The organism is Tenggerimyces flavus (assembly GCF_016907715.1).
In the GTDB taxonomy this organism is placed as follows: Bacteria; Actinomycetota; Actinomycetes; order Propionibacteriales; family Actinopolymorphaceae; genus Tenggerimyces; species Tenggerimyces flavus.
In genome coordinates this window covers 528,717-547,346 of the sequence record NZ_JAFBCM010000001.1, presented here as the reverse complement: position 1 = coordinate 547,346, position 18,630 = coordinate 528,717, and the positions used below count along the sequence as shown (strand labels likewise).

Below are 18,630 nucleotides of genomic sequence, written 5' to 3'. Positions count from 1 at the left end.
GCCGGTAAGCGTCACTGGCGCAATCACGACAGGTGATTTGTCCGGATCGCGTAGGAACGCTGTCAACTCAGGCTTGCGGTACCAGGGTGCCGATAGCGGACATCGGTATCGACGTGGTCGAAGCCGAGCTTCTCGTACAGCTTGATCGCCTTGTCGTTGTCGGACTCGGCGTACAGCATGACGACCGGCAGGCCGCGGTCCCGGAGACTGCGCAGACCGGCGACGAGCAGCGCCTTGCCGAGCCCGCCGGCCTGGGCGGCGGGGTCGAGGCCGAGCACGTACACCTCGCCCGCCCGGGCGTCCGGTGCCTCACCGCGTACGGGCGGCTCGTGCACCTTCGTCCAGTGGTAGCCGACGAACTGGCCGTCCCGGTCGGCGACGAAGAACCCAGCCGGGTCGAACCACGGCTCCGCGAGCCGCGCGTCCAGCTCGGGCTGCCGCCAGCGACCCTGCTCGGGGTGCTCGGCGAACGCCTTGGCGTTGACCGCGAGGAACGCCTCGTCGTCCTCGCCCGGCCGGAACGTCCGGATCGTGATGCCCTCGGGAACGGGGAAGTCGGGGAACGGCAGCGCGAGGTCGCGCCGCATCCGCCACAGCTCGCGGGCGGCTTCGAAGCCGGTGTCGGCGGCGATCTTGGCGGCGTCCGGGTGCGGGCCGTGCGCCCAGACCGCCAGCGCCTGGCCGGCTGCCGCGGCGAGCAGCTCGTCGACGAGTGCCCGCCCGATCCCGTGCCGGCGGTGCGTGGGGTGGACGACGACGTCGCCGCCGGCGGTGCCGTCGGAGCGGTGCAGTCGCGCGTACCCCACGACCGTGTCGTCGACCGAGCCCAGCAGGTGGGTGGTGTCCGGGGCGTCCCCGCGCAGGTCGATTGTGGCCTGCTCGTCCAGCGGCCGTACGCCGTCAGCCGAAGCCGCGGCGTCGATCAGCGCGACCACGTCGGCGTACTCGTCGGGGGACAGATGCTCGACCTGGCGCACAGAAACCGTCACCTGGCCCAAGGTACGCGGCCGCAGCTGCGAGCGATGTGCAGGAGCCACGTGACGGCAGGCATCGCGGGCTCCCGGTCGCAAACTGTGGGGTTCTGGTAGCAACACGCCAGCGTGTTGCTACCAGAACCCCACAGTTTGAGCTTCGCGTGGGCCGTGGGTCAGCGGGTGGAGGTTTCCGAACGGCTGTGCACCGGCGAGACCTCGTCCGCGTCGTCCTCCGGCAGCGGCTTGTGCTCCTCGCCGGACGGTGGCGCGACGAAGCGGTACCCCACGTTGCGTACGGTCCCGATCAGCGACTCGAACTCCGGCCCGAGCTTCGCCCGCAGCCGGCGTACGTGCACGTCGACCGTGCGCGTGCCGCCGAAGTAGTCGTACCCCCACACCTCCTGCAGCAGCTGCTGCCGGGTGAAGACGCGGCCGGGGTGCTGGGCCAGGAACTTCAGCAGCTCGAACTCCTTGAACGTGAGGTCGAGCGCGCGCCGGCCGAGCCGGGAGGTGTAGGTGTCCTCATCGATCACCAGGTCGCCGCGACGGATGACGTGCGGGCGCTCCTCCTCGGTGATCCGCTGCGCGAGCCGCCCCATCGTGAGCCGGAGCCGCGCGTCGACCTCAGCCGGGCCGGCCGTGTCGAGCAGCACGTCGTCCATGCCCCAGTCGGCGTTGACCGCGGCGAGGCCGCCCTCGGTCACGATCACGAAGAGCGGTACGCCGATGCCCGTGGTCCGGATCACCCGGGTCAGGCTGCGCGCCTGGACGAGCTCGCGGCGGGCGTCGACGAGGACGGCGTCGGGCTGCTGCACCTCGAGCAGCGCCGAGGCCTCGGCGGGGACGACGCGGACGTGGTGGCCGAGCAGCGCCAGCGCGGGCACGATCTCGGCAGAGGGCTGGAGCGCGTTCGTCAGGAGTAGCAATGTGCTCACCGGCGACTCCTTCTATGGGTCCTGCCGGGGCCGACCGCGCTGTCGCCCAAGTCCGACTATCCAGGCAGGATATCGAATGAGCGCGGCGCGGTGGACGTCGTGCCGAATGCTGGGCGTGACGCGTACCACATCCTGGGAGGCCGCAAACGATGGCGAACGTGACGATTCGCTACTGGGCGGCGGCCAAGGAGGCGGCCGGCCTGACCTCGGAGAACGTCGAGGCGTCGACGCTCGCGGACGTCATCGAGGCGGTCGTCGCACGGCACCCCGACCGCCCGCGGCTGGCCACGGTGCTCGGCAGCTGCGCGTACCTGGTGAACGAGCAACCGGTCGGCAAGCGCGACCCCGCCACGGTCCCACTCGCCGACGGCGCCCAGGTCGAAGCCCTGCCACCCTTCGCAGGCGGCTGAGCTCATGGCGACCGCTCGCACGCGTCGGCCGCGGACGGCCTCCACGGCGTCGGGTCGCGGTGCTCGGCGGCGGCGGGTGGCCCTGCGGTGACCAGACGACGGCCTTCGGCCGGAAGAGTCGTCCTCGGACCCCGGAAGCCGCCACCGCCGAGCGTGCTGGTTGCGGTCGTGAGCCGGATCAGCGCTCATGGCGACCGCTCGCACGCGTCGGCCGCGGACGGCCTCCACGGCGTCGGGTCGCGGTGCTCGGCGGCGGCGGGTGGCCCTGCGGTGACCAGACGACGGCCTTCGGCCGGAAGAGTCGTCCTCGGACCCCGGAAGCCGCCACCGCCGAGCGTGCTGGTTGCGGTCGTGAGCCGGATCAGCGCTCATCGCGACCGCTCGCACGCGTCGGCCGCGGACGGCCTCCACGGCGCCCCGGCGACGGCGAATGATCATGTTTACATGATCATTTGCCGCTCTACGTGGGATACACCCCGCGTAGAGCACCCACTCACCAGGTAAGGCGGCATCGGTGCCCCTCCGCCAACACCGCCGAGCGTGGTGGTGCCGCGGTCAAGCCGGCTTCTCCGCCACCAGCAGCACGGGCGTACGGCGGCGCAGGCGGTTGCCGTCGCGGGCCTCGCGGATCATCAGCTCGGCGGAGTCGCCGAGCGCCGCGCGGAGGTCGTCCTGGTGCGCCAGCCACACCTCGAACAGCCGCAGCCACTGCTCCAGCCAGCCCTCGACGGGCACCCGCGCGACCTGGGTCAGGCCGGCCTCGACCAGCAGCGGCTCCCACGACTCGATCGCGTTCGGCCGCTCCGCAGTGATCGTGTCCTCGGCGCAGGTGAACGCGAACCGCCCACCTGGCCGCAGGATCCGGCGGACCTCGGCGAATGCGGCCGCCCGATCAGGCGCGAACGGCAACGCGTCCATGCTCACCGCGCCGTCCGCGCACTCGTCCGGCAGCCCGGTGTCGGCGAACGATCCCACCTGGAACCGCGCCAGCCCGGCCGGTACGAAGTCCGCCGCTCGCCGCGACGAGATCTCCACACCGACCGGGCTGATGTCCACTCCCACGAGCGAGCACGAGAACGCTCGCGCCAGCCACAGCCCTACGCCGCCCCGGCCGCAGCCGAGGTCGGCCAGTGTCGACTCCGGCCCGAGCCGCAGCCAGGCGACGTACTGGCCGAGCGTCCACCACGTACACGAGCTGTACGGGTCGACCTCGGCCGGGAAGTCACGGCCGTAGGCCTCCGCCGTCAGCTGAGCCATCAGCGGATGGTCCGAAGCCTCGTGCGCCTGGTCGTAGAGAGCCGCGGTCTCCTCGGATGTCCTTGTCGTCGCCATGCGGAGGATTCTGCCGGCCGCGCGCCTTCACCGCCGCCGCGGAAGCCGGCAGCGGCGGCTGCTTCAGCCCGAACAGCCACGGGTCCCAGACGGCCTTCGACAGGTCGCGGCCGGCGAGGCGTTCGGACAGCTGGAGGAAGCCGTCCGTGGTCCCGTTGCCGTCGGCGTTGCGCTTGGTCCACGTGCGCAGGATCCGGAAGAACGTCGCGTCGCCGACCGTCTTGCGCAGCCGGTGCAGCACCATCGCGCCGCGCTGGTAGATCGGCCAACCGAACAAGGCCTCATGGCCCGGGTCGGTCATCTTCAGCTTCCAGAACTCGGTGTCGCCGTCGGCGAACCCGTAGTTCAGCTTGAACGTCTCCTCCTCGGTCGCGACGCCGTCATGCGCGTCCCACATCCACTGCGCGTACGTCGCGAAGCCCTCGTTCAGCCAGATGTCCTTCCACCGTGTCAACGAGACACTGTCACCGAACCACTGGTGCGCGAGCTCGTGCGCGAGCAACCCGTCCGGCGCGCCTGGTTCGAACGCCGCGCGCGGGCTGTAGATGGGCCGGGTCTGGTTCTCCAGCGAGAAGCCGAAGGACAGATCGTCGACGATCCCGCCACCGACGTGGAACGGGTACGGCCCGAACCTGCTGCCGAGGAAGCCCAGGATCTCCCCGTGCCGGGCGAACGACTGCTGGAAGATCTCGCCCTCCGCGTCCGGTGCCTTCGCCCGCGGTCCGGCGATCCAGTTGTTCTTGTTCTTCGGGCTGCCCGCCGGCGCGCTGGTCGCACGCCAGCCGTCCATCGGGCTGCTGTCGGGCTCGAACGAGGTCGTCCCCGTGCCGCCGGGACCGACGATGTCGTCCACGAGCAGGCCGGGCCGTCCGGACTCGAACTCGTCGGTCACCAAGGCGATCGAGACCTCGACGGTCCGCTTCTTGTAACGGGTCAGGTCGACGGCCCAAGGCACGTAGCGGTCCTCGTCGCCAAACCAGTAGTGCCACGCGCCGGTGCTGCCGGTCGGCCGGCAGCCGTTCTCATCCAGCGGCTTGTAGTAGTGCTTCAGGAACGGGTGGAACTGGAGGTAGTACTCGCAGAATCCCGCGTCCTCGCTGGTCGTGTGGCCGTTCAGGTCCGGCAGCGTCGTCCACTGGTCGGTGCCCGCGGGCCTGGCTTCGACGAACGCGAGGCCTCGGCCGGCCAGCCAGAACGACAGCTTGCCGCCGTTCGCGGGGACGGTGATCGTGCGCGTCAGCCGCTTGTACGACGGGTTGGCGAGCTGGGAGATCGCGTACTGCTTGCCCGTTCGCGGCCGCGGTGTGTAGAGGTCCGGGTCGACCGCGTCCCAGAACGTGATGCCGTTCTTCCGGTAGCTGCGCAGGTCGAACTGCCCGATCGTCGCGGTCGCGAGGTACGGCGCCATCGGGTCGCGCGCGTCCCAGGTCCACGTCGTCCAGCCATTGCTCGTCCGCTGGCCGACGAGCGCGCCGTTCGCGACCGCCTCGACGCCCTGGGGGACGGTCACCCTGAACGTGAACGACGCCTTGTCTGTCGGGTGGTCGTTGACCGGGAACCAGGTCGAGGCGCCGTGCGGCTCGCCGGCGACCAGTGCCCCGTCGTCGGTGGCGACCCACCCGCTGCCGCCGAGCGGGTCGTCGGGCGGCGGGATCGGGACACCGTCGTACGTCACGACCGTCGTGAACCCGACGCCGCGACGCAGGCCGCGGGACGGCGTGATGGTCAGCTCGCCGTTCGCCCGCGTCCACTTCGCCTGCCTGCCGTTCACCGTGACGGCGCGGACGGTGAGGCCGTCGAGGTCGAGGTTGAACCGGGACAGGTTCTGCTTGGCGCGGGCGCGGATCGTCGCCTTGCCGTTCAGCACGTCCGTCTTCGGTGTGTAGCGCAGGTCGAGCGCGTAGTGCTGGGCGTCGTACCCGCCGTTGCCGTCGAGCGGGTAGTACGGATCGCCGACCCCTGGAGCGCCGGGCCCGAACGGTCCCGCCTGGGCGCCGGCCGGAAGGGCCAGCAGACCGGCGAGAAACGCGGCCACGGGTAGGGCGCGTCTGGACATCACAAACCCCCGTGTTGTCGTCAGCCAATCAGATCTCTGTGGGTGATCATGCCAATCCAGCGAGGATTGGACCTACGATCGGGCGCGTGCCGGATGAACCGAACAGGCCCAGGGACCGTGAGGAAGGTGTGGGTTCGGCTGCGTTGTCCGGAGCGACCGCAGACGAGGAGTTGATCCGGGAGCTCTATACAGAGCACGCCGGACCGTTGCTCGGCTACGTACTCCGGCTGGTTCGTGGGGATCGCCAGCGCGCGGAGGACGTTGTCCAAGAGACGTTGCTTCGAGCCTGGCGCCATCCGGAGTCCCTCGATCCCGCCCGGGGATCGTTGCGAGTCTGGCTCGCGACCGTGGCCCGCAACATCGTCGTCGATGGGGAACGTGCCCGGCGCGCCCGACCGTACGAGGTCGGGGAGGACGCGCTGAGTGTGGTCCCGGCCGACGGCAACGAGATAGACAAGGCGATGCTCGCCTGGGAGGTCATGGAAGTCCTCGCAGAGCTCGCCCCGCACCATAGAGAGGTAGTCGTTGAGGTGTATTACCGCGGCCGATCGGTCGCGGAGGCGGCGTCGGTGCTCGGCGTACCGCCCGGAACAGTCAAATCCCGTACGTACTACGCGCTGCGCCAGCTCAAGCTGTTGCTGGAAGAGCGCGGCATGACCCCGGAGGTGGCGCTATGACCTGCGCGGAGGTTCGCGCGGCGCTCGGCGCGTACGTTCTCGGGGCGCTCGATCCGACGGAAGCGGCGGCCGTACGGGAGCACCTCGCCGGACACGCTGAATGTCGAGCCCTGTACGAAGACATCGCCGGCCTGCCCAAGCTGCTGTCCCTCGTGACGCCGGAGGAGGCCGAGCGCGGCCTGCCGGTGCCGAGCGAGACGGGCTTGCGGGCCGTGCTGAAGACGGCGCGCGCGGAACGGGCCCGGTCGGCCCGTCGGTCGCGCTGGATGATCGCCGCGGCGTCCGTCGCCGTGCTGGCCCTGGGGCTTGGCGGACTGGCTGCCGGTCGGGCGCTGGCACCGGAGAAGATCGTCACCGTCACGACGGCCGCGCCGACACCGACCCGCAACTTCACCTCGCCACCGCGGACGTTCCAGGCCGACAACGCGACGACCAATGTCAACGCGAAGTTGACGATGAACCCCGTTGCCTGGGGGACCGAACTCCGCTTGGAGATGCAGGGCACGGGCCTGACGCTGGGCGAGGTCTGCGCGCTCCGGGTGTACGACAAGGACGGCAAGCTCTGGGACGCGGGCAGCTACCGCGTCGCGTACAAGGCCGGCGTCCGCTGGACCAGTGGCGTCTGGCTGCCGGCCGACCAGATTGGGCGGATCGAGGTCCTGGCGCACGGCTACAAGAAGCTGGTGACGATCGAGACCTAGCCGGGTGCCTAGGGTTCTGGGGTGGGCACACCGATCATCCTTGACTGCGATCCGGGGCACGACGACGCGATCGCGATCCTGTTGGCCGCTTCGCATCCCTCGATCGATCTGCTGGCGTTGACGACGGTCGCGGGCAACCAGACGTTGGAGAAGTGCACGCTGAACGCCCGGCGGGTGTGCACGGTCGCGGGGATCTCGGTGCCGATCGCGGTGGGTGCCTCGGGTCCGCTCTCGGGCGAGCTGCACGTCGCGGCGGAGATCCACGGCGAGTCCGGATTGGACGGGCCCTCGTGGCCCGCGCCGTCGGTGGACGTGGTGTCCGAGCCGGCCGTCGAGCTGATGCGGCGGGTGTTGCTGTCGCATCCTGCGCCGGTGACGCTGGTGCCGACCGGGCCGTTGACGAACGTCGCGGCGCTGCTCACGACGTACCCGGAGGTCCTGCCGCGGATCGGCGAGATCGTGCTGATGGGCGGGTCGACGGGGCGCGGGAACGTGCGGCCGTACGCGGAGTTCAATAGTTGGGTCGACCCCGAGGCAGCGGCGATCGTCTTCGCGTCGGGGCTGCCGGTGACGATGGTCGGCCTGAACACCAGCCACCAGGCGTTGGTGACGCCCGAGGTGGTCGCGCGGCTCGAGGCGTTGGGGACGCCGGTGGCGTCGATGTGCGTGGAGCTGATGACGTTCTTCGCCTCGGCGTACTCGGCTGTGGAGGGCTTTCCGGCGCCGCCGCTGCACGACCCGATCACGCTGGCCCGGGTGATCTCGCCGGCGCTGGTGCGGTGCGTGCCGGCGTACGTGTCGGTGGAGACCGCGGGGGAGTTCACCCGCGGGGCGACCGTGGTCGACTTCGGCAACCGGACCGGGCTGGAGCCGAACGCCCAGGTGGCGATGGAGCTGGACGTGGAAGGGTTCTTCGACCTGATCGTGGAGTCGGTCGCTTCGTATGGGTGATTTGGTGGGGGTCGTACCCTCGAAAGCGTGACTACCGGCCTGATCGTGCTCGCCGTCGCGCTCGTCGTCGCGACCGGTGCGGGGCTGCTCAAGCGCCGGTACGACGGGTGGTTCCGTGGCGCCGCCAAGGCCGAGGAGCCGGAGAAGGCTCAAGCGGAGACGCTCTCCGCTCAGGACCTGGACGGTCATGAGCTGGGGGAGCGGGCGACGCTGCTGCAGTTCTCCTCGGCGTTCTGCGCCCCTTGTCGCGCCACTCGTCAGACGTTGCAGAGCGTGGCGAAAATCGTTCCCGGCGTCGTTCATGTCGAGCTCGACGCGGAGCACCATCTGGACCTCGTCAACCGCCTCAACGTGATGCGTACGCCGACCACTCTGGTGCTCAACGCCGCAGGTCAGGTGGTTGCTCGGGCCTCCGGGGCCCCACGCAGGGAGGCCGTGCTCGCCGCCCTCGGCGAGGCCGTCGAGCCGCTGACCTGACGAAAGTCATACGTAAAGAATCAGGGATCCGGGGGATCCCCGATTTCGTCTGACCTATGGTCTGGTCCACCATATGCACGCGGACTCGTGCCAGAGTGACGCTCGGAGTTCATAACGGCTCCGGATGGGAATGCATTTAGACAAGGCCGACAGGCGACATAGGGAGCCGGTCCATGGTCATCCGCCCGCTGGAAAGCGCGCGACGGGTGCTACGTCCGCTGAGGGGCGCTCGCAGCACCTCATCCACCACCCAAGCGCCTGCCGAGGTCGCGGCCCAGGCCCCGCCGACGCTTCGTGTCGCGCACTTCTCCGATACCTGGCTGCCCCGGCGAGACGGCATCGTCACGGTGCTGCAGACGCTGGCCGGCGCGATGGACGCCCTCGGTCACTCCAGCCTGCTCGTGGTGCCCCGGCACCCCGATCTGCCCAAGGACGACAAGAACCTGCTGCAGATCCCCTCGGTGCCGATCGGGATCGCGCAGTTCCGGATCGCCCAGTGGCCGCGGAGCAAGCACGTCGAGAAGATCGCCCACTGGCTGCCGAACGTGGTCCACGTACACACGCCCGGTCCCATTGGGTTGCTCGGCATCTTCACCGCCCGGCGCCTCGGGCTGCCGCTCGTGCTGCACTACCACACCGATCTGCCCGCGTACGCCGACGCGTACCGGCTGCCCACGTCGGTCCTCAAGGCCGTGATGGGCTGCTACGCGATGCGGCTGTCGGCGCCGAAGCTGAAGTACGAGAAGCAACCGAACAAGGACGAACGCCGCCGCTCGGTCATCGACACGGGCACAGCCCTGCTCTTCGCCGACGCCGACGCGGTCCTGGTCCCGACCCCAGCGATCCTGAACCGCTGCGGCGGCCTGCCACTGCTGGCGGATCGCATCTACATCGCACCCGCTGGCGTGGGCCTGCCGGAGGTGCCGGCAGCGTCGCGCTCGGCGTTCCGGCACGAGCACGGCGTGGGCTTGGACGAACCAATGGTGCTGTTCGTCGGCCGGGTCAACCGCGAGAAGGGCATCGACACCCTGACCGAGGCGTTCGGCCACGTGTTGAAGAAGGTGCCGACCGCGCGCCTGGTGATGGTCGGCGCTGTGTACGAGAAGGGCTGGGTCAAGAGCCTGCTCGACAAGGCCGGAATCGCCGAGCGGACCGTGCTGACCGGCCAGCTGTCGCCCGACGAGGTGGCACGCGCCTACGCGGCCGCGGATGTCTTCGCGTTCCCGTCGATGACGGACACGCAGGGGTTGGTGGTCCAGGAGGCTGCCCTGGCTGGGTTGCCGTCGTTGCTCGCCGACCCGGCTCTGCACGCCTCGAGCCCGATCGCGGCGGCTGGGGTTTTGGCCAGCTCGGATCCTGCTGAGTACGGGCAGGCCTTGACGGAGCTGCTGACGGATCCGGAACGCCGAATGGCTCTCGGACAGGCTGCACGCGACTTGGCGCGGACGAACACGCCGGACGAGTTCGCCGAGCTGATGACCACGGTGTACGGCAGAGCGGTGCGTCGAGCCGCCTCGGCAACGAGAGAAAGCCGCCGCCGCCGCTTCCGCCCCTCCAAGGCCAAGCTCATCGCCTAGAGGTTTTGAATGAAGGGCACCTTCATTCGAACCTATTGAATGAAGGTGCCCTTCATTCAAAACAGCGGGGACGGAACCACCCGGCTTCATCGAAACCACAAGAAGCCGGTGGGACCCCCAACAAGCAACGCGAGCACGGCAACAAACCCCAGCAACAAGGAACCTCCCCCGGGACACCTGTTCCGGGGGGCAGGGGCGGCGCGTGAAAAACAGGTGGCCGGGCTGGGGCGAGTCAAGTGCCGCAACGCGGTCGCGAAGCGACGTCGCCCCTCTGCGAAGCCGCCGCGACGCCCTTGACGCGCCCCGGACCGGCCACCACCATCGACCGCCGCCACAGTCCCCGAAGAGCACCGACCCCAAGAAGAGCTCTCATCGAGGACCGCACCAAGACAGCACCAGAACCAGAAGAGCTTCGCCAAGAAGAGACCGGCATTGGATGAAGGGCACCTTCATCCAACCCGCCCCACCCACCCCGGCGGTGATCATGAACGTGATCATGAAGACAAACCATTCGTATACGCCGGTTTCCCTTCATGATCACGTACATGATCACGGACAGCCGGCCCAACCACAGAGGTGCCAAGCGACCAGGATCCGAGACGGCGTCCCATCCAGTGAGACAGCCGTGACACCGTGGCGTGCTGTCCGTAGCCTGGACAACGTGCTGCGTACGACTTCAGGGCGCCCGGTGTTCCGGACGTTCCTCCTGACCAAGCGGCGTGCGGTCGACAACTGCCGCACGGCCACCTGCCTGTGTCGCCCCTTCTGACGGGACGGCCAGCGCCGCTGCGCTAAGCACCAAGCACAAAGTTCGGCCGTCTCCCGCGCTTCCCGCCAGAAAGCGCGCGCTTTCCCCTGCCCGCAGTCGTCAGGAGAGCCATGTCCGAACAGACGAGCACCAGCACCACCCCGGCGATCACCGCCAAGGGGAAGCTCGACCCCCGCGGTCCCCGGTTCGCCGCCGGCATCACCGTCGTCGTGCTCGCGGTCGTGCTGATCACCGCCAGCCCGATCATCCTCGCCCTGCAGGCGCTGGTGTTCGCCGCCGGCGCGTTCCTCGGCCCCAAGAACTCCCCATACGGCCTGCTCTACGCCGGCCTGATCAGGCCCCGCCTGCAACCTCCACGTGAGCTCGAGGAGGAGGCCCCGCCGAGGTTCGCGCAGACGCTCGGGCTGGCCTTCGCCATCGTCGGCCTCGTGGCCTATCTGTCCGGAGCGACCGTTGTCGGAGCGGTCGTGATCGGTCTCGCCCTCGTCGCCGCGTTCCTGCAGGCGGCGTTCGGGTTCTGCCTCGGCTGCGAGATCTACCTGCTCGCCCGCCGCGTTCTGCATTCGTCGCCAAGCAAGGAGGTCTCCGCATGAGCCGTGACGCCACACTCGTCTCCGCCGACTGGGTGGAAGAGCGCCTGGACGACCCGAAGGTCGTGCTGGTCGAGGTCGACGAGGACACGACCTCGTACGACAAGGGCCATATCAAGGGTGCGATCAAGCTCGACTGGAAGAAGGACCTGCAGGACCAGGTCCGCCGCGACTTCGTCAACAAGGAGCAGTTCGAGGCCTTGCTGTCGCAGCGCGGGGTGAGCCCTGACGACACGGTGATCCTGTACGGCGGCAACAACAACTGGTTCGCGGCGTACGCGTACTGGTACTTCAAGCTGTACGGCCACCAGGACGCCAAGCTGCTCGACGGCGGCCGCAAGAAGTGGGAGCTCGACAGCCGCGAGCTGGTCGAGGACATCCCGCAGCGCGCGGCGACCAACTACACCGCGCAGGACCCGGACCTCGCGATCCGCGCGTTCCGCGACGAGGTCGTCGACGCGATCGGCCAGCGCAACCTGGTCGACGTCCGGTCGCCCGACGAGTACGCCGGTCGCCTGCTCGCTCCGGCGCACCTCCCGCAGGAGTCCGCACAGCGCCCCGGCCACATCCCGACCGCGGTGAGCGTGCCGTGGAGCAAGGCGGCGAACGAGGACGGCACCTTCCGTTCCGACGACGACCTGCGCACGATCTACGGCGACGCGGGCGTGGACTTCGACAAGGACACCATCGCCTACTGCCGGATCGGCGAGCGGTCGTCGCACACCTGGTTCGTGCTGCACGAGCTGCTCGACCAGCCGAACGTGAAGAACTACGACGGCAGCTGGACCGAGTACGGCTCGCTCGTGGGCGTGCCGGTCGTGCTGGGCGACGAGCCGGGAGCCGCCTCATGACCGCTGACGGTTGCGCGGCCCCCGTGGGTGGGGCCTCGCTGAAGGGTGTGGACGTGGACTCGCAGGCCGTGATCCAGGGCGTCGTACGGCGTGACTCGGTCCCCGTGCCGAACGCGTACGTCCGGCTGCTGGACGGCTCGGGCGAGTTCGCGGCCGAGGTTCCGACGAACGACGGCGGCGAGTTCCGCTTCTTCGCCGCGCCTGGCACGTGGACCGTACGGGCGCTCGCTCCGAAGGCCTCGCCGGCGGACTCCGCCGTGGTCGCGGAGCTCGGCAAGGTGGCGAACGTGGAGTTGGCGATCAGCTGATTTCCAGCTGACGGCAGGCAGGCAGGACGTCCCCGCACCGGTCCGGTGCGGGGACGTCGCCCTTCTCCGGGCCTGTGGATAACCCAGGGGTCCGTTCGGTGATGGGCGGATTCGGCCCTATGCTGGGCCGCGCTGTTCAGGGCCGTTCAGGGCGACTGTCGGGGTGTCACGTGGTAACGCTGAGGGATCTGGAAGACGACCGGGCTGCCAGCCCGGCCTCACCCCTACCCGGCACGCCCGCCCCACGACCCAAGCAGCTCAAGCCGGCGCACGGCATGGCCTGGTTCGCGGGCGGCGTCGCCGTCCTCGACCTCGCGCTGATCGGGATCGCCGTCATCGCCGCTCAGGCGCTGCGGTTCGGCCCGAACGAGAACGAGATCGCCGGTGCCTGGCGCGGCAGCGCGCTGGGCGGCGTGCCGTACTCCGTCGTCGCCGTCGTCCTCGCCGTCTTCTGGCTGGGCGTGATCGCCGCTCGCGGTGGCTATTCACCGCGGATCTTCGGCGCCGGCGCTGACGAGTTCAAGCGCATCGTCAGTGCCAGCGTGCTCGCCGCCGGCCTGGTCGCGATCGTCTGTTACCTGGCCAAGATCGAGCTCGCCCGCGGCTTCGTCGCGGTCGCGTTCCCGCTCGGGACGCTGTTGCTGCTGATCGGCCGGTACGTCACGCGCCGCTGGCTGCACCGGCAGCGCAAGCGCGGCCACCTCACCCACAGGGTCCTGCTCGTCGGCATGCCGGCGCAGGTCGGCGAGACGCTCGAGGTCATCCAGCGCGAGCCGCGGATGGGCTTCCAGGTCGTCGGCGCCTGCATCCCGCACCTGTCCAAGGAGCCGGGCGACGACCTGCGCCAAGGCGGGTTGCCGATCCTCGGCGCGCTCGACGACGTAGCCGCCGCGGTCGCGGCGTCGGGTGCCGACACCGTGGTCGTTTCTGGTCTGCCCGGCCGTTCGTCGCGGCTGTTGCGCCGGATGTCCTGGTCGCTGGAGGGCGCTGGCGTCGATCTGGTCGTGTCGCCGGCTTTGACCGACGTCGCGGGGCCGCGCATCCATGTACGCCCGATGGCGGGGCTGCCCTTGCTGCACGTCGAGGAGCCCGACTTCGTCGGCGCCCGCCGGCTGGTGAAGGCGGCGTCGGACTGGGTCGCCGGCTCGATCCTGACGCTGATCGCGCTGCCGCTGCTGATCCTGATCGCGGTCGCGATCAAGGTCGGGGACCGCGGGCCGGTGCTGTTCCGGCAGACGCGGGTGGGGGTGCACGGGAAGGAGTTCCCGTGCTTCAAGTTCCGTTCGATGGTGGTCGACGCCGAGGCGAAGCTCGCCAAGCTGCAGGAGGAGAACGAGCACGACGGCGTGCTGTTCAAGATCAAGGACGACCCGCGGGTGACGCGCGTCGGGAAGATCATCCGGCGGCTGTCGCTGGACGAGCTGCCGCAGCTGTTCAACGTGCTGCGCGGCGAGATGAGCCTGGTCGGCCCGCGGCCCCCGTTGCCGTCGGAGGTCCAGCAGTACGGCGACGACGTCCGCCGGCGGCTGTTGGTGAAGCCGGGGATCACCGGTCTGTGGCAGGTGTCCGGCCGGTCGAACCTGTCCTGGGAGGACTCGGTCCGCCTCGACCTGTACTACGTGGAGAACTGGTCGCTCTCGACCGACATCGTGATCCTCTTCAAGACCGTCCGCGCCGTGCTGGCTCGCGACGGGGCCTACTAGGCGCCCTGGGGGCACAAACAGATCAACGTCGGTGTCGTCGCGGCCTGCGACACCGACGTTGATCTCCCCCCTTACTTGCCACCCCCGTGGCCGTTCCCCCCGTGATTCCCCGTTGCCGAAGCTGGTTGCGGACCCCCGGGACTACTCCCGCTCCTCCAGCTCCAGGTCGTCGGCGTGGCGAGCGACCAAGTGAGCAGCCAGGCGTTGTTCGATCTCCTGATCGACCTCGAGCCGCCGCTTCTCGCTCATCGCTCCCACCGCGATCGGTATGACGATCGCGTAGACCTCGTCACATCGATCGCAGTGGTAGACGTTCATGGCCATCGGCGGGCTGGGACTAGGCAGGCGGAGCGAGAATCGCCCCGAGCGTGTTCTTGCCGATGTCCTTGATCCAGATCTCCTTGAACGTCGTCGGATGCGGGCCGTCGAGGTAGGCGAACTTCACCTTGCCCAGCGTCGGCGACGGGCAGAACACCTGCTCGACGTCCTTCTGCCGTACGGTCACCGCGAGGTTGCCGTTGGCCGAGAACCGCACCACGAACTGAGCGCCGTCCTTCTGCGCCGCCGGGATCCGCTCGATCTTGCAGCTGAACTGCGGCTTCTTGCTGATGTCGACGCGCGGGATCGTGCGGCCGTACGCGTAGACGAGCTTCGGGTCGAACCCGTTGTTGCCGAGAACGAACGGCGCGAAGATCATCGAGTCCTTGTCCTTGCGGTTCGCGTCCTCATCGCCCACGAAGACCTCGCTGCCGTCGCCCGGCGCCCAGATGTTGATGTCGCTGCCGGTGTCGCCGATCAGGACGTCGCTGTTCGGCGCGGTGAAGTTCTCCCGGCCGCCGATCAGGATGTCGTGCCCCTCGTTGCCGACCAGCACGTCGCTGCCGAGCTTGCCGATCAGCAGGTCGTTCGACCCGCGCCCGAACACCACGTCGGTGTTGTCCAGGTGCTGCTTGGCCGCCACGCCGGGCGGCTGGATGAACGTGTTCTGAGCGTTGTCGGTGTCCAGGCCCTTGTGGACGTCCTGACCCGGCGTTCCCGGAATCACCGCGGCCTGAGCGCCGCCGATGGTCACCAGAGCAAGCGCGGCAACCGCCGCCGCCCCCACGGCCGGCCGAATGACCCGCCGAAACAGCCCAACCTGAGAAACCACGGTGGTTTCCTCCCCTTCGAAGATCGTGTCGCCGAGCGGTTCACCCGGCACTCATCAACCTAGGAAGGCCGCACCCACCCCCACATGAGGCGCAGTGCCTTAGATCACGCCGCCATCGCCTTATTCGTAGGCCGCCAGCACGAATTGCAGGCATAATCGACACGTGGCAGTCCCGGAAGGGCCGTCGCCGTTCGTCGGTCGACAGGCTCAACTGGAAGTGCTGCGGTGGGCATGCGGGCGGGCTGCAGAAGGTACGCCGTCGACGGTTGTCGTCGCCGGCGAGGCGGGCGTAGGCAAGACCAGGCTTGTCTCCGAGCTGTTGGCCGACCCAGCGAAAGCTGAGGTCCAGGCCCTCGTAGGCGGCTGCCTGCCCTTGGGCGGTGGCGGTGTGCCGTACGCCCCGATCATCCAGGCGCTGCGCGCCCTCCATCGTTCGTCCGCGGGCGACTGGCCGGCGGACCTCGCGCGGCTGCTCGCCGACGACCAGGACGCGACCGCGGTCATCCCCGGCCTCGAGGCGCGGGTCAGCCCGACGGCTCAGTCCCGGCTGTACGAGTCCGTGCTCGCGCTGCTGACCAGGCTGGGCGCCGACAAGCCCGTCGTCCTGGTCGCCGAGGACCTGCACTGGGCGGACCGGTCGACGCTCGACCTGCTCGGGTACGTCGCCCGCTGCCAGACCGAGGGCCGCGTGCTGCTCGTCCTCACGTACCGCAACGACGAGCTCGGCCGCGCGCACCCGCTCCGCAACTGGCTCGCCGAGCTCCGCCGGCTGCCGCACGTCGAGGAGATCGAGCTGCCGCGGCTGTCCCGTACGGAGACCGCCGCCCTGCTGTCCGGCCTGCTCGCGGCGCCGGCCGACGCCGACGTGATCGACGCGGTGTACGACCGGTCCGAGGGCAACCCGCTGTTCAGCGAGACGCTGCTGCCGTTCGCCGGCACGCCGGACGCCGGCCTGCCGCCGACGCTGCGTGACCTGCTCGCGAGCCGGCTCAACGCGCTGCCCGAGCACGTGCGCCAGGTCCTCCAGATCGCCGCCGCCGTGGGGCACCAGGTCCAGCACCAGCTGCTCGCGCGCATCGCCGACCTCGACGACCGGGCGCTGATGGACGCGATCCGGACAGCGGTCGACTCGCAGATCCTGACGCCGGTCGGGATGTCGTACGAGTTCCGGCACGCGCTGTACCGCGAGGTCGCGTACGACGACCTGCTCCCCGCGGAACGGCAGCTCCTGCACGGCAGCCTGGCCCAGCTGCTGACCGACGAGCCCGCGCTGAGCGCCGCCGACCAGTGGGCGACGACGGGGGAGATCGCCGAGCACTGGTACGCCGCGGCCGACCTCGAACGCGCGCTCGGCAGCGCGGTCGAGGCCGGGCTCACGGCGGAGAGCGTGTACGCGTTCGGCAACGCGCTCGACCAACTCACCCGCGCGCTGGAGCTGTGGGACCGCGTACCTGACGCCGACCGCATCGTCCCGCTCGACCGCGTCACCGTGCTCGCGCACGCGGCGCAGGCGGCGAACCTGGTCGGCGAGGAGGGCAAGGCGATCGAGCTGTCCCGCGAGGCGATTGCCCGCGTCGACGTGCTCGCGGACCCGTACCGCGCGGCGCAGCTGTCGGAACGGCTCGGCGGCTACCAGCTCTACGCCGGCCACTACGACCAGGCATACGCCGCGTACGACTGGGCGCTCGACCTGCTGCCGGAGAAGCCGCCGACGGCCGAACGCGCCCGCGTACGCGCTGGCCTCGCGATGCTCGCGATGGCCTGGTCCCGGCTCGACGAGGCGGTCGAGTCGAGCCGTGAGGCGATCACGCTGGCGCGCGCGGTCGGCGCCCGGCGCGACGAGGGCTGGGCGTTGAACGCGCTCGGCGTCGTGACCGTGTACCAGGGCCGCGTCGACGAGGGCGTCGGCTACCTGCGGGACGCGCTGCGGATCGCGCGGGAGATGGACAGCCCGGACGAGCTGATGGCGGCGTCGATCAACCTCGGGCACATCCTCGGCGTCGTGGGGCGGTACGAGGAGTCGATCGAGGTGTGCCTCGCCGGGGTCGTGGACGCGCGCCGGGTGGGGCTGGAACGGCAGGACGGCAGCTTCCTGCAGGCGAACGCGGCCGAGTCGATGATCAAGGCCGGGCGGTGGTCCGAGGCGGGCGTGCTGCTGGCCGAGGCGGAGGCGTTGGGGTCGCGGGGGATCCGGGCCTTCCCGGTGCTGCACCAGCGTGCGCTGTTGGCGACGGCGCGGGGCGAGTTCTCGGTCGCGGTCGACCGGTTGGCCGCGCTGCGCCGGCTGCTGCCGCCGCACGGCGGACCGGACGCGTACCGGCGCGGGCTGCTCGAGGAGGAGGCGTCGCTCGCGGTGTGGCAGGGGCGTACGTCCGATGCCGTCTTGGCGGTGGAGGAGGGTTTCGCGCTGGTCGAGGGGTCGGACGAGGAGCGCTTCGCCGGGACGTTGGTCGCGCTGGGGTTGCGGGCTTACGCGGACGCGGCTGATCGGGGCGCTTCCTCTGGCGCGCTCGAGGCAGGGCGGTTGTTGGCTGGGCGGGCGGCTCTGATGCGGCCTGATCCGTTCGTGGGGGCGGGGTCCCTGCCGGAGCCGCTCGCCGTGGCCGCGCAGGCTCGGGCCGAACGTACGCGGGTGTCAGGCTCGCCGGACCCGCAGGCGTGGGCCGAGGCCGCCGCTGCGTGGGCCCTGGCAGGGCATCCGTACCCGGAGGCGTACGCGGCCTGGCGGGAGGCGGAGGCCGTCTTCGCGCTGGGCGGATCGTCGGACGCGGCGGTGGTGTCGTTACGCCGCGCCCGCTCGTTGGCCCGGCAGCTGGGGGCGGAACCGTTGCTGGAGGAGATCCGGCTGCTGGCCCGCTGGCAACGCGTCGACCTCGACCGCGCGGAGCCGGCGGCCCCGACGCCCGACGTCGCGGCCCACCTGGGCCTGACGCCGCGCGAGGTCGAGGTGCTGGCCCTGGTGGCGGCCGGGCGGACGAACGCCCAGATCGCCGAGGCGATGTTCATCTCGGCCAAGACGGCGAGCGTCCACGTCTCGAACATCCTGCGCAAGCTCGGCGTCGCGCGCCGTGAGGAAGCCGCCCGCATCGGCCACCACGCAGGCCTCGCCCCCCAGCAGGCAGGCGACGCCTGACGGCTGGGTACCGACGCCGCTTTACCTGGTGAGTGG

Annotated in this window: 16 protein-coding genes; 11 read left to right on the top strand and 5 right to left on the bottom strand. The window is 70.0% G+C overall.

The window, feature by feature from the left end; translation table 11 throughout:
- Positions 1–62: 62 nt before the first annotated feature.
- Complete coding sequence (gene mshD, locus JOD67_RS02715; protein ID WP_205114653.1) at positions 63–989, bottom strand: mycothiol synthase; 927 nt, start codon at positions 987–989, stop codon at positions 63–65.
- Positions 990–1,147: 158 nt separating this feature from the next.
- On the bottom strand, positions 1,148–1,909 hold the full coding sequence (locus JOD67_RS02710; RefSeq protein WP_205114651.1) for a winged helix-turn-helix transcriptional regulator: 762 nt from the start codon (positions 1,907–1,909) through the stop codon (positions 1,148–1,150).
- 149 nt (positions 1,910–2,058) lie between these two features.
- Between JOD67_RS02710 and JOD67_RS02705 the strand changes: the two genes are divergently transcribed.
- Complete coding sequence (locus JOD67_RS02705) at positions 2,059–2,319, top strand: MoaD/ThiS family protein (protein WP_205114649.1); 261 nt, start codon at positions 2,059–2,061, stop codon at positions 2,317–2,319.
- Between the two features lie 555 nt (positions 2,320–2,874).
- On the opposite strand, the gene JOD67_RS02700 is transcribed toward JOD67_RS02705, so the two are convergent.
- Together JOD67_RS02700 and JOD67_RS02695 are read right to left on the bottom strand one after the other, a co-directional pair.
- The gene (locus JOD67_RS02700) at positions 2,875–3,576 is read right to left on the bottom strand and encodes a class I SAM-dependent methyltransferase (protein WP_205114647.1); all 702 of its coding nucleotides are present in this window, start codon (positions 3,574–3,576) and stop codon (positions 2,875–2,877) included.
- Positions 3,542–5,707, bottom strand: coding sequence for a M1 family metallopeptidase (locus tag JOD67_RS02695; RefSeq protein ID WP_205114645.1), 2,166 nt, complete (start codon positions 5,705–5,707; stop codon positions 3,542–3,544). The genes JOD67_RS02700 and JOD67_RS02695 overlap by 35 nt, the downstream gene beginning before the upstream one ends.
- A gap of 86 nt (positions 5,708–5,793) precedes the next feature.
- On the opposite strand from JOD67_RS02695, the gene JOD67_RS02690 reads away from it, so the two are divergent.
- From JOD67_RS02690 to JOD67_RS02650, 9 genes are all read left to right on the top strand, one after another.
- On the top strand, positions 5,794–6,384 hold the full coding sequence (locus tag JOD67_RS02690; protein WP_443734241.1) for a sigma-70 family RNA polymerase sigma factor: 591 nt from the start codon (positions 5,794–5,796) through the stop codon (positions 6,382–6,384).
- Positions 6,381–7,085, top strand: coding sequence for an anti-sigma factor family protein (locus tag JOD67_RS02685; RefSeq protein ID WP_205114643.1), 705 nt, complete (start codon positions 6,381–6,383; stop codon positions 7,083–7,085). The genes JOD67_RS02690 and JOD67_RS02685 overlap by 4 nt, the downstream gene beginning before the upstream one ends.
- Before the next feature lie 21 nt (positions 7,086–7,106).
- Positions 7,107–8,036: a nucleoside hydrolase gene (locus tag JOD67_RS02680; RefSeq protein ID WP_205114641.1), complete on the top strand. Its 930-nt coding sequence runs from the start codon at positions 7,107–7,109 to the stop codon at positions 8,034–8,036.
- Positions 8,037–8,063: 27 nt separating this feature from the next.
- Positions 8,064–8,513 (top strand): TlpA family protein disulfide reductase, encoded by a 450-nt coding sequence (locus tag JOD67_RS02675; protein ID WP_205114639.1) that lies wholly within the window; start codon positions 8,064–8,066, stop codon positions 8,511–8,513.
- A 173-nt stretch (positions 8,514–8,686) separates the two neighbouring features.
- Positions 8,687–10,090 carry a glycosyltransferase gene (locus JOD67_RS02670; RefSeq protein ID WP_205114637.1) on the top strand — a complete coding sequence of 468 codons (1,404 nt, stop codon included), beginning with the start codon at positions 8,687–8,689 and terminating at the stop codon, positions 10,088–10,090.
- 879 nt (positions 10,091–10,969) lie between these two features.
- Positions 10,970–11,452 carry a DUF4395 domain-containing protein gene (locus JOD67_RS02665; RefSeq protein WP_205114635.1) on the top strand — a complete coding sequence of 161 codons (483 nt, stop codon included), beginning with the start codon at positions 10,970–10,972 and terminating at the stop codon, positions 11,450–11,452.
- Positions 11,449–12,300, top strand: a complete 852-nt coding sequence (locus tag JOD67_RS02660; protein WP_205114633.1) for a sulfurtransferase — start codon at positions 11,449–11,451, stop codon at positions 12,298–12,300. Before JOD67_RS02665 ends, JOD67_RS02660 begins: the two co-directional genes overlap by 4 nt.
- Positions 12,297–12,608, top strand: a complete 312-nt coding sequence (locus tag JOD67_RS02655; protein WP_205114631.1) for a DUF1416 domain-containing protein — start codon at positions 12,297–12,299, stop codon at positions 12,606–12,608. The genes JOD67_RS02660 and JOD67_RS02655 overlap by 4 nt, the downstream gene beginning before the upstream one ends.
- A gap of 170 nt (positions 12,609–12,778) precedes the next feature.
- On the top strand, positions 12,779–14,311 hold the full coding sequence (locus JOD67_RS02650) for a sugar transferase (protein WP_307782252.1): 1,533 nt from the start codon (positions 12,779–12,781) through the stop codon (positions 14,309–14,311).
- Between the two features lie 337 nt (positions 14,312–14,648).
- On the opposite strand, the gene JOD67_RS02645 is transcribed toward JOD67_RS02650, so the two are convergent.
- Entirely contained in the window at positions 14,649–15,461 is an 813-nt protein-coding gene (locus JOD67_RS02645) for a calcium-binding protein (RefSeq protein ID WP_205114623.1), read from the bottom strand.
- Positions 15,462–15,624: 163 nt separating this feature from the next.
- On the opposite strand from JOD67_RS02645, the gene JOD67_RS41650 reads away from it, so the two are divergent.
- Positions 15,625–18,594 (top strand): helix-turn-helix transcriptional regulator, encoded by a 2,970-nt coding sequence (locus JOD67_RS41650; protein WP_205114622.1) that lies wholly within the window; start codon positions 15,625–15,627, stop codon positions 18,592–18,594.
- The last annotated feature ends 36 nt before the right edge of the window (positions 18,595–18,630 follow it).

What these genes read in the sequence shown, in the direction of transcription:
- JOD67_RS02705 (WP_205114649.1), top strand. Translation starts at nt 2,059, where the DNA reads ATGGCGAACGTGACGATTCGCTACTGGGCGGCGGCCAAGGAGGCGGCC.
- JOD67_RS02700 (WP_205114647.1), bottom strand. Translation starts at nt 3,576, where the DNA reads ATGGCTCAGCTGACGGCGGAGGCCTACGGCCGTGACTTCCCGGCCGAG.
- JOD67_RS02695 (WP_205114645.1), bottom strand. Translation starts at nt 5,707, where the DNA reads ATGTCCAGACGCGCCCTACCCGTGGCCGCGTTTCTCGCCGGTCTGCTG.
- JOD67_RS02685 (WP_205114643.1), top strand. Translation starts at nt 6,381, where the DNA reads ATGACCTGCGCGGAGGTTCGCGCGGCGCTCGGCGCGTACGTTCTCGGG.
- JOD67_RS02670 (WP_205114637.1), top strand. Translation starts at nt 8,687, where the DNA reads ATGGTCATCCGCCCGCTGGAAAGCGCGCGACGGGTGCTACGTCCGCTG.
- JOD67_RS02665 (WP_205114635.1), top strand. Translation starts at nt 10,970, where the DNA reads ATGTCCGAACAGACGAGCACCAGCACCACCCCGGCGATCACCGCCAAG.
- JOD67_RS02660 (WP_205114633.1), top strand. Translation starts at nt 11,449, where the DNA reads ATGAGCCGTGACGCCACACTCGTCTCCGCCGACTGGGTGGAAGAGCGC.
- JOD67_RS02655 (WP_205114631.1), top strand. Translation starts at nt 12,297, where the DNA reads ATGACCGCTGACGGTTGCGCGGCCCCCGTGGGTGGGGCCTCGCTGAAG.